At 48.5% G+C, this 10,087-nt stretch carries 6 protein-coding genes; 5 read left to right on the top strand and 1 reads right to left on the bottom strand.

All coding sequences use genetic code 11. The features are described 5' to 3' along the window. Nucleotides 1–59: 59 nt before the first annotated feature. From Q0236_RS12920 to Q0236_RS12910, 3 genes are all read left to right on the top strand, one after another. The gene (locus Q0236_RS12920; RefSeq protein ID WP_297918886.1) at nucleotides 60–2,078 is read left to right on the top strand and encodes a DNA translocase FtsK; all 2,019 of its coding nucleotides are present in this window, start codon (nucleotides 60–62) and stop codon (nucleotides 2,076–2,078) included. A gap of 1,125 nt (nucleotides 2,079–3,203) precedes the next feature. After that, complete coding sequence (locus Q0236_RS12915) at nucleotides 3,204–4,364, top strand: FtsW/RodA/SpoVE family cell cycle protein (protein ID WP_297918883.1); 1,161 nt, start codon at nucleotides 3,204–3,206, stop codon at nucleotides 4,362–4,364. Between the two features lie 138 nt (nucleotides 4,365–4,502). Then, nucleotides 4,503–5,516 (top strand): UDP-N-acetylglucosamine--N-acetylmuramyl-(pentapeptide) pyrophosphoryl-undecaprenol N-acetylglucosamine transferase, encoded by a 1,014-nt coding sequence (locus tag Q0236_RS12910; protein ID WP_297918879.1) that lies wholly within the window; start codon nucleotides 4,503–4,505, stop codon nucleotides 5,514–5,516. Between the two features lie 228 nt (nucleotides 5,517–5,744). Here the strand turns inward: Q0236_RS12910 and Q0236_RS12905 are convergent, their stop codons facing one another. Then, the gene (locus tag Q0236_RS12905) at nucleotides 5,745–6,656 is read right to left on the bottom strand and encodes a hypothetical protein (protein WP_297918876.1); all 912 of its coding nucleotides are present in this window, start codon (nucleotides 6,654–6,656) and stop codon (nucleotides 5,745–5,747) included. Nucleotides 6,657–6,989: 333 nt separating this feature from the next. On the opposite strand from Q0236_RS12905, the gene htpG reads away from it, so the two are divergent. Both htpG and Q0236_RS12895 read left to right on the top strand, forming a co-directional pair. Further along, entirely contained in the window at nucleotides 6,990–8,831 is a 1,842-nt protein-coding gene (htpG, locus tag Q0236_RS12900) for a molecular chaperone HtpG (RefSeq protein WP_297918873.1), read from the top strand. Between the two features lie 443 nt (nucleotides 8,832–9,274). Then, nucleotides 9,275–10,087: OprD family outer membrane porin (locus Q0236_RS12895; protein ID WP_297918870.1), on the top strand; the 813-nt coding region annotated here is incomplete at its 3' end.

The following is a 10,087-nucleotide window of genomic DNA, read 5'->3' as shown; positions in this document are numbered from 1 at the left end:
TTGACTTTAGATTTTTTGAGTTTAGCATCGGAGCCATTTTGCTATTTTTTACCATTTTGATGGTGCAGTCGAGTCTCTTTGGCGCTAGTGGTGGAGCAGTTGGCAGCTTCGCAGTGGACGGACTTAGGCGCATGATCGGAAGCGTTGGCGTGTGGATTTTTAATATTACGATTTTTGTGCTTTCGCTAGTGCTGATATTTGAAGATCGTTTTACCGACATCATCAAAAACTGCTTTATTGGCTCAAGAGACGAAAGCTCACAGGATGGAATTGGAGATGATTTCGCTAGCGATGCGGATGCGACGCAAAGAGGCGGGCTTGCAAGGCATTCGTCTGCGCAGGGCTTGAGAGGTGCGGAAAATTTTAACGCTTTGAATGACGCTTTGAGCACAGAGGACAATTCGGCAAAACAGGGTAATTTTGTGGAGCAAGGTGCAAGCGGGCGCGGTTTTGAAGGCGGGCAAAATTTTCAAAATTTAAACGATGCTCGCGAGCCCGAGAATGAGCAGAATTTCGGTGACGCGCAGGGTCCGCAGGCTTCCGCTGAACGCGAGCTTAAAATGCCGCAAAAGGGAAAGCCGAGTAGGCTAAAAAGGGTCGAGCGCCTAAGTGAGGTCGCCGAAAATAAAAGGCTTTTGGATCAGCTCGATAAGGGCAGGGTGGCTAAGCCCAAGGATTTTAAGCTGCCGCCGCTTGATTTTTTAAACCCGCCGCCGAAAAAGAAAAGTAACATCGACGAGAGCGAGATCGATCGTAAAATTTACGACCTGCTCGATAAGCTGCGTAAATTTAAGATCGACGGCGATGTGGTGCGGACCTACTCGGGCCCGGTCGTTACGACATTTGAGTTTCGCCCTGCCGCGCATATCAAGGTAAGTAAAATTCTAACGCTGCAAGACGATCTGGCGATGGCTCTTAGGGCGCAGACCATCCGCATCCAAGCGCCGGTTCCGGGCAAAGACGTCGTGGGTATCGAGATCCCGAATCAAAATATCGATACGATCTATCTGCGCGAAATTTTAGAAAGCGACGTGTTTAAAAGCGCCTCCAGCCCGCTTACCATCGTGCTTGGCAAGGACATCGTGGGGCAGCCGTTCGTTACCGATCTTAAGAAGCTGCCGCACCTTCTCATCGCAGGCACCACCGGAAGCGGCAAGAGCGTGGGCATCAACGCCATGCTGCTTAGCCTTTTGTATCGCAACTCGCCCAAGAGCCTGCGCCTTATAATGATCGATCCCAAGATGCTCGAGTTTAGCATCTACAACGACATCCCACACCTGCTAACGCCCGTCATCACGCAGCCTAAGCAGGCGATCATCGCACTAAGTAATCTCGTTGCGGAGATGGAGCAGCGCTACTCGCTCATGGCGCAAAACAGGACGAAAAATATCGATAACTACAACGAAAAGATGCTGCGCGAGGGGGGCGAAATTTTGCCTTACATCGTCGTTATTATCGATGAGCTCGCAGATCTGATGATGACGAGCGGCAAGGACGTGGAACACTACATCGCGCGTCTGGCGCAGATGGCGCGCGCTAGCGGCATCCATCTCATCGTAGCGACGCAGCGCCCTAGCGTGGACGTCGTCACGGGGCTGATAAAGGCGAATCTGCCTAGCCGCATCAGCTTCCGCGTGGGCTCAAAGGTCGATAGCAAGGTGATTTTGGATCAGATGGGCGCGGACAGCCTGCTCGGGCGTGGCGATATGCTGTTTACGCCGCCTACCGCGCCGGGGCTCATCCGCCTGCACGCGCCGTTTACGACCGAGAACGAGATCAACAAGATCGCGGAATTTTTAAAAGCGCAAGAAAGCGTCGTTTATGACGAGCGATTTTTGATCGAAAACGAGGGCGCCAAGCAAGAAGGCGGCATAATCAATCCGCAAAATATTGTGCTTGACGAGCTTTACGATGAGGCGAAAGCGATTGTTTTGGAGGAGGAGAAGACCTCGATCAGCTACCTGCAGCGCCGCTTGCGTATCGGGTACAACCGCGCCGCGACGATCATCGAGCAGCTCGAGCAGATGGGCGTTTTAAGCGAGATCAACGCCAAAGGCCAGCGCGACATAATCAAGTAAGCTTTAAAATTTCGATAAAATTTAAGCGGCTAAATTTTGAAATTTATTGGTTTTGCGGCGTCGGAATTTTTAAAATTTGATGGGTCTATGTCGATAGAATTTTAAATTTTAGAAATTTTAAAATTTATCGGATTTGTCGCAGCGGAATTTTAAAATTTCGGTACCTATTGCGAATTTTAAATTTTAAAATTTGCGTGTTTTACAGCTCGCGCTTGTACCTCTGTGGCTATGGCAAGGCAGACGGTTTATACGGATGCGCTAGGATGCGTCAAAGTTCTTTGCGGTGCGGCGGCGCTTTAAAGGTGGATGTAGCGCGGTACAAACAGCGCGTTTTGCAGCTTGCGTTTACGGCACGCCGTTTTAGGACGCATTGAAATTTAAAGCGCGGTTTAATTGAGCGCTGTGTTCTTGGCGCTAAATTTAAACCGCGGCGCGAAATTTTAAAGCGCAAGCGTTAGTAGAAATAGGATGGTTTTAAAATTTAAAAATTGAGCGCTAAAAATTTTGCGATTTCAAATTTTATAAATTTACAAAGCTCGGTAGAATTTAAATTTTAAAATTTTGCTTCTTTTTGGGCTTTGGAATTTTGAAATTTAAAAATTTGCCGTAGCGGACCTGAATTTTAAATCGCGCCGCGCCGATATTAAGCGTCTTGCGACTGCGCAAGCGGGAGAAACTGTCGGAGTATTGGCTTGTCGTGCGTGGCAGCTGATTTGCAACACGAACGCCCATGTGCAATTTTGCATAGTCTCGGTTTGTGACCATGCTATAGCGTGCCGAAAGCCGCCTTGTGCAAGAAGAATTCGTACTTAAAAGGCGGCGCGGGACGTGCTGTGCTTTTCGGCGCGGTATCTCGCAGCGTGCGCTGCCAAAGTCGCCTATGTGCGAGATAAAATTCGCACTGCGTTCCAAAAGACAATGTGTGATCGTGCCACGCGTCAAAGACGCATGATCGCATTACGTGCCAAAAGAGACAATACGTGGTCGTGCCGTATGCTTTTTAAAAGGCGGTGCCACGATCGGCGCCGTGCGGCACGGGCGCGATGCGAGGTTTCAAAACATCGTGCGGCAGGACAAGCGTGCACGGCGGACGTAGATGCGAATAAATTTAAAACGGAGAGACGATTGAGAACCGATAAATGGCTATACTACTTCACCTGCGCGCTCATTACGATCGGCATGATATTTTCGCTGTCGCTGAGCTCATATACGGTGCTTTTGCTCGGCACTACGCCGCTACATTTTTTTTATCGCCAGTGCGCGGTGGGGATCGCCTGCATCGCGGTGATGTGGATCGTCTCGCGCGCCAACCCCGATAAATGCCTAACGCCGGTGTGCATGTCGCTTTTTGCGATAATGGGGATTTTGATGCTCGCGATGGGCTTTTTACCTAAATCTTTGGTCGCCGACGTAAACGGCGCGGCGCGCTGGATCAGGCTGCCGTTTTTTAACCTCGCGCCGGTGGAATTTTTTAAAGTGGGCTTCATCTACTTTTTGGCGTGGAGCTTTTCGCGCAAGCTCGATCACTCCAAAAAAAGCATCGGGCGCGAGATCGCGACGCTACTTCCTTACGTAGCGCTTTTCGGCTTCGTGGTGATCCTGGTCGCCATCGTGCAAAACGATCTGGGGCAGGTCGCGGTACTGGGGCTTACGATGATTTTTATGTCGCTTTTTGCGGGCACTAGCTTCAAGCTCATCGGCTTTAGCTTTATGGGGATTTTGGGGCTTGCTTACGTTTTTATCGTCACGAGCGCGCACAGGGTCGATCGCGTGCGCTCGTGGTGGGGCGGCGTGCAGGATTTCGTGCTGTCGTTTATGTCGCCCGAGACTGCCGCCGGGCTGCGTATAGAGGATGCTAGCGCGCCGTATCAGGTCGGACACTCGCTAAATGCGATAAACAACGGCGAGTTTTTCGGGCAGGGGCTTGGGCTTGGAAGCTTTAAGCTAGGCTATCTGAGCGAGGTGCATACCGACTTCGTGCTTGCAGGTATCGCCGAGGAGTGGGGATTTGTCGGGATTCTGCTCATCGTGGCGCTATTTTATGCGATGCTCTTTCGCATCTTTCAGACCGCGAGTAAGTCGCCGAGTAACGTAAATTTCCTCTTTTGCCTCGGTATCGGCTTTATGTTTTTCTTTTCGTTCATCATCAACTCCTACGGCATCACGTCGATCTCGCCGGTTAAGGGTATCGCCGTGCCGTTTCTAAGCTACGGCGGCAGCCATCTGCTCGCGGCGTCGTTTGCGGTGGGGCTCGTTTTGATGGCGTCGAAAAGGGCGAAATTTTAAGGCTTTTGCGGGCTTTGGAGCGAGTGCGATTTAAATTTAGGCGTAAATTTAGAGCTGAATTTTGCGTTTGAAATTCTATGCCGAAGCGCGCCGAGGCTTAAATTTAGGTGCGAAATTTTATAAATTTAAAGGAAAAGTATGGTCATAGCAATCAGCGGCGGCGGCACCGGCGGGCATCTGATAATCGCTAAAAATTTAGCCGCCCGCCTTGCGAAGCAGGGCACTGAGACGATCTTTATCGGCTCAAACCGTGGGCAGGATCGCGCGTGGTTTGAAAATAGCGAGCTTTTTGCGCGCACCTATTTTTTGCAAAGCTCGGGCGTCGTCGATAAAAAGGGCTTTGCCAAGCTAGCCTCGCTGCTAAATATCCTGTGCCTCTCGCTTGCGGCGCGTAAAATTTTAAAGCAAAACGGCGTCCGCGCGCTCATCAGCGTGGGCGGATACAGCTCGGCGCCCGCATCCATCGCGGCGATCCTTTCTCGCGTGCCGTTTTTTATCCACGAGCAAAACGCCGTTTGCGGGCGGCTCAACCGCCTGCTGAGGCCCTTTGCGCGCGCGTTTTACAGCTCCTATGAAAAGCCCGCGTTTGCTTATCCGATCGCGGATATTTTTTTCGAGACGGCGCGGGCGCGCACGGCGCTTAAAAGGGTCATCTTTTTGGGCGGCTCGCAGGGAGCGAGTTTTATCAACTCGCTTGCCGTGGAGCTTGCGCCCAAGCTTTTGAGTCTCGGCTACGGCGTGATCCATCAGTGCGGCGAGCGAGAGTTTGAGCGCATCTCGCAGATCTACGCGCAGCAGGGCCTGGATGTACAGCTCGTGGGCTTTTGCAAAAATATGCACGAGCTCATCGCAAGCGCCGATCTTTGCGTCGGACGCAGCGGTGCCAGCACGCTGTGGGAGCTCTGCGCAAATGGCCTGCCTGCGATATTTGTGCCGTTTCCGTTCGCAGCGGCGGATCATCAGTTTTATAACGCGAAATTTCTTAAAGAGCGCGGACTTTGCGAAATCGTGCGCCAGCAGGACGCAAGCGGCGAGCGGATCTTGAGCTTGATTGAGAGCTTCGACGTGGCGCGCGCGAGCAAAGGGCTGCTTGAGCTCGCTGATAAAAACGGCGCGCAAGCGATAATCGACGACGTGATGAGTAAAATTTAAAAAGACGTGGACAGTATGAGCTTGCGTAAATTTAAGGCGATCTCTGCGAGAGGCTTTAAATTTATAAACTGATTAAATTTTACTTTTTGCGTTTGTGTAAATTTGACGCGGCGCTTGGGTTTGAATAAAAATTTGAATTTTGCATACTTGCCGAGCAAAAGATGCTTTTTGATTTGCGCAAATTTAAGCTCGCAAACAAAGCGCGCAAAAGTGCATTAAGCCGCAAAATTATCTGCGCCTAAAGCTGATTATCGCATCGTCGTTTTCTTGTTGATATTTCTCAAATAGAGCCTGATATCTTTGCGATTTTGCCGGATCATTTGAATAAATTCCCACTAGAAAATAGCACGTCTCTGCAAATCGCAACTCGCACGATCGCTCAAAGTATTGCGTACCCGCTTCTTTGTCATCGTCGTCAAAATACGCGACGTAACCGAACATAAAGCAGCCTTCGCCATTGCCGAGCTTGCATGCTTTTTTATACAGTTTTCTGCCCTCTTGCGAATCTCTATCCTCGTAGCCTGCGAGTCTCGTGCAGCTTTCGCCGCCGTTAAGCTCGTAGCAGCCTTTTTTAAGCAGATCTTTGGCGCCCTCTTGCGAAATTTCGCCATTTAATAGTAGTAGGCTCGAAAGCACGGCGCAGGCATCGCCGTCTCCGCCGTCGCAATCTTCGCGAAATCTTACGGGATTTTTCATTTTTAAAGTACCGTCTTTGGTACGAATAGAAATTTCTTTAGGATTTTTATTCGCGTCTTCGTTTGCTTGATTGATAGGAATTTGGGTTTCGTTCAAAATTTCTGTGCGGAAAGGTGCCTTTATCGCTATAAAAACCGCGACTATACATACGATGATGAGAGGGAGTATTTTCGGCGTAGATCGATTATTGCGTGGAGTACGGAGGTCTGCGTCTTTGATCGATTGTTCGTTTCTTGCGGTAGCGACGGAGGGCTTAGGGCTCGGTTTTTGGCTTAAATTTGTAGCCGAACCTGCGCCTGATTTTTCAGTCAAATTTACGGCGGCATCCGTATTTAGATCCGCATTAGCATCCGTCTCGCAGACATTTTCATTTGGGCTTTTTAAATTTTTGCCTCGCTTTTCTCTCAGCTCATTTATGCGTTGTATGATTTCTTCGTTATTCAAATGAAATCCTTTTTGCTAGTCGGTTAAACACCGGGCTTTATCATCAAAATCGCATTAATATCGGGGGGATTATATCATCTTGTTTTGAATTTTTCAAAAAAATATGACCAAGAAAAATCCGCAAATTTAGTGTAAATGCACCGTCAAATTCGGATCATTTCTCGTTGTATAATCCGCAGCCGGGTTTAAATTTTACATACTTCGGGTGCGCACGTATAACGCGCATAAATTTCCAAAACTTGATAGTATTCATATCAAGTTTATTTATTCTACTCTTGACAAGATTAGCACTCCATGATATAATCTGCCAAAATTTTCAAAAAGGACCGCATAATGGCAAAGAAAAAATTTAAGACCGAAGTGAATGATCTGCTAAATTTGATGATCCATTCGCTTTATTCAAACAAGGAAATTTTCCTGCGCGAGCTCATCTCAAACGCAAGCGACGCGCTGGATAAGTTAAACTACTTAAGCCTTACGAACGACGATTACAAGGCGCTTTCGTATGTGCCGCGCATCGATATAAAGATCGACAAAGAGGCCAAAACGCTAAGCATCGGCGACAACGGCATCGGTATGGACGAGGCCGAGCTCGAGAGCAATCTCGGCACTATTGCGCGCAGCGGCACGAAGGGCTTTATGGCGAGCCTTAGCGGCGATGCGGCGAAGGACAGCAACCTCATCGGACAGTTCGGCGTCGGGTTTTATTCGGCGTTTATGGTCGCGGACCGCATCGATGTTATCAGCCGCAAGCCGCTCTCGCAAGACGCCTTTAAATGGAGCAGCGACGCGAGCAACTACATGGTCGAAAAGGCGGAGAAAGAGGACTTCGGCACGACGATAATCCTGCACATGAAAGATGAGGAGTTTTTGGACGAATATAGGCTAGAAGGCATCATCAAAAAATACTCCAACCACATCCCCTATCCGATCTTTATGGATAAAGAAGAATACGTGCCTGCGCAAAAAGAGGGCGAGCAGGGACATAGCGAGGTTAAAAACGTCCAGATCAACCGCGCGAGCGCGCTTTGGCAGCTACCAAAAAACAGCCTAAAGCCGAGCGATTACAATGAATTTTACAAGCAGATCAGCCACGACAGCGGCGATCCACTGTTTTATATCCATACCAAGGCCGAGGGCACGCACGAATACACGACGCTTTTTTACGTGCCGAGCAGCGAGCCTTTCGATCTATACCGCGTCGATTATCAAAGCGGCGTGAAGCTCTACGTTAAGCGCGTTTTCATCACCGACGACGCTAAAGAGCTACTGCCTAGCTATCTGCGCTTCGTACGCGGCATAATGGACGTCGAGGATCTGCCGCTAAACGTAAGCCGCGAAATTTTACAAGAAAATCGAATTCTAGCCTATGTCCGCGAACAAAGCGTGAAAAAAATTCTATCCGAGCTGCAGAAGCTTTTGCAAAGCGATCGGGAAAAATACATAAAATTTTACGAATTATTCGGCAAGGTTTTGAAAGAGGGGCTTTACGGCTTCGGCGCAAACAAAGAGGAAATTTTAAAGCTCTGTCTTTTTAAATCAAACCTGCGAGACGGCCTCATCACGCTTAGCGAGTATAAGGAAAAAATGGGCGCGGAGCAAAAAGAGATCTATTATATCGCGGGAAACAGCGCCGCGATGCTTAAAAGCTCGCCTCTGATCGAGAAATTTAACGCCGAGGGCACGGAGGTGCTGCTCTGCGACGATGAGATCGATACGATCGTGATGCCTGGCGTTTTTGAGTTTGATAAGACGCCGGTTAAAAATGCGACTTCGATCAAGCAGGAAGCTGCGAGCGACGACGCCGCGACGCCGCAAGCCAAAGAGATCGCCGCAAAGATCAAAGAAATTTTAGGAGATCGCGTTAAGGACGTTAAAATTTCATCGCGTCTAAGCGGCTCGCTTTCCTGCCTTGTTTTTGACGAGAACGATCCCGATTTTGCGACGCAGCAGCTGCTTAAGCAGATGGGAGGCCGCAATCTGCCGCCCGTAAGGCCGATTTTGGAGATCAACGCGGATCACGAGATCATCAAAAAGCTGCAGGCCGATAAACTGATGCTGCCGCAAGTAGCCGAGATAATCTACGATCTGGCACGTCTTAGCGAGGGGCAGGAGCTTGAAAATCCGAGCGAGTTTATCAAAAACGTAAACGAGCTGATCGCAAAGGCTCTGTAGATTATCTAAATTTAGAGCTTCGATCTGCTAGCAAAATTCCGCGCGGCTGCATATATCTATGTAGCCGCGTTTTAAATTTAAAGAGAAATTTCAGCGGGCAAGCTTCACGAGCTTTTTAAATTTTAAAATTTAAAAGCGGCGGAATTTCACTCTTTTATTTCTGTAAAAATTTCTATCTTGCGGGTCGGTTTGGTATTTTGGAAATTTTGAGGTTTTGATCGCTTTTATCCGCTAGTTGAGGTCGGGACGCAAGCCGAAAATATTCGCCAAATCATAAAATCATAAATCAGGCGATAAATTTCACTATTCATTAATTTAATCTTTACAAAGTTGCGTAATTTTATTTTAAATTCCCCCCCCTTTTTTTTTATCGCAAACAGCGAGATTGTTTGATATAATTCATTTTATAAATATTTGTAAATCTTTATGAAAGGAGATTTCGAATGAAACTCATCAAACTAAGTTTAGCTGCGGCGGTTTGCGCATGTGCGGTATCCTCGTTAAGCGCGGCGGATAGCGTAGCCGAGGCGATCACTAACGGTAAATTCGGCGGAACGGTAAAGACCACTTACGCCAATAAAACGGTAGACAACAGAGGCGAGGCCGCTACGGGCGATAAGGACTACGAGGCATTCGGCGTGGGTCTTGAGCTTGGATATGTTACCGATCCTCTTTACGGCTTTAGAATAGGGCTTACCGGACAGGGCTGGTTGATGCCGTATCACGTAGGCTCAAGCAATAAGACCGCCTACGATAAGGAGTGGTATACTAAAGGTGCGGTATTATCGGAATTATACCTAGGATACGGCATAGGAAATACCGATATAAAGGCGGGTAGACAATATGTCGTTACTCCGCTCGTTGCGGGCAACTATACGAGGGCGTTTAAAGAGGCTTTCGAGGGCGTAGCGATATCCAATAAAGATATCCCCGATACTACATTGTGGGGCGGATGGTTTTATAAATTCCAAGGAAGGAGCAAAACCGCTATGGGCGCTCCGGCAGGCGAAGGAAAGGCTCCTTTGTTTAAAGATAGAGTGATTCTGGGTAATATGACGGGTCCCGTTACCGTAAAATTTGAAAATATTTTCTCCGCATATATTCAAAATAAATCCTTGCCTTATACTACTTTAACCGGCGCTTACGCAGCGGTAACGGACGTTAAACCCGCTAACGCGTTAAAGGACGGCGACGTTAGCTTGTATCTTGCCGAGGCGAATGTAAAAGTGCCGGTAGGCGAGGTTTTGAAGCTGGGA

The organism is uncultured Campylobacter sp., from assembly GCF_938031315.1.
In the GTDB taxonomy this organism is placed as follows: Bacteria; Campylobacterota; Campylobacteria; order Campylobacterales; family Campylobacteraceae; genus Campylobacter_B.
This window is presented reverse-complemented; position numbering and strand designations above follow the sequence as displayed.

What these genes read in the sequence shown, in the direction of transcription:
- Q0236_RS12910 (WP_297918879.1), top strand. Translation starts at nt 4,503, where the DNA reads ATGGTCATAGCAATCAGCGGCGGCGGCACCGGCGGGCATCTGATAATC.
- htpG (WP_297918873.1), top strand. Translation starts at nt 6,990, where the DNA reads ATGGCAAAGAAAAAATTTAAGACCGAAGTGAATGATCTGCTAAATTTG.
- Q0236_RS12920 (WP_297918886.1), top strand. Translation starts at nt 60, where the DNA reads ATGGTGCAGTCGAGTCTCTTTGGCGCTAGTGGTGGAGCAGTTGGCAGC.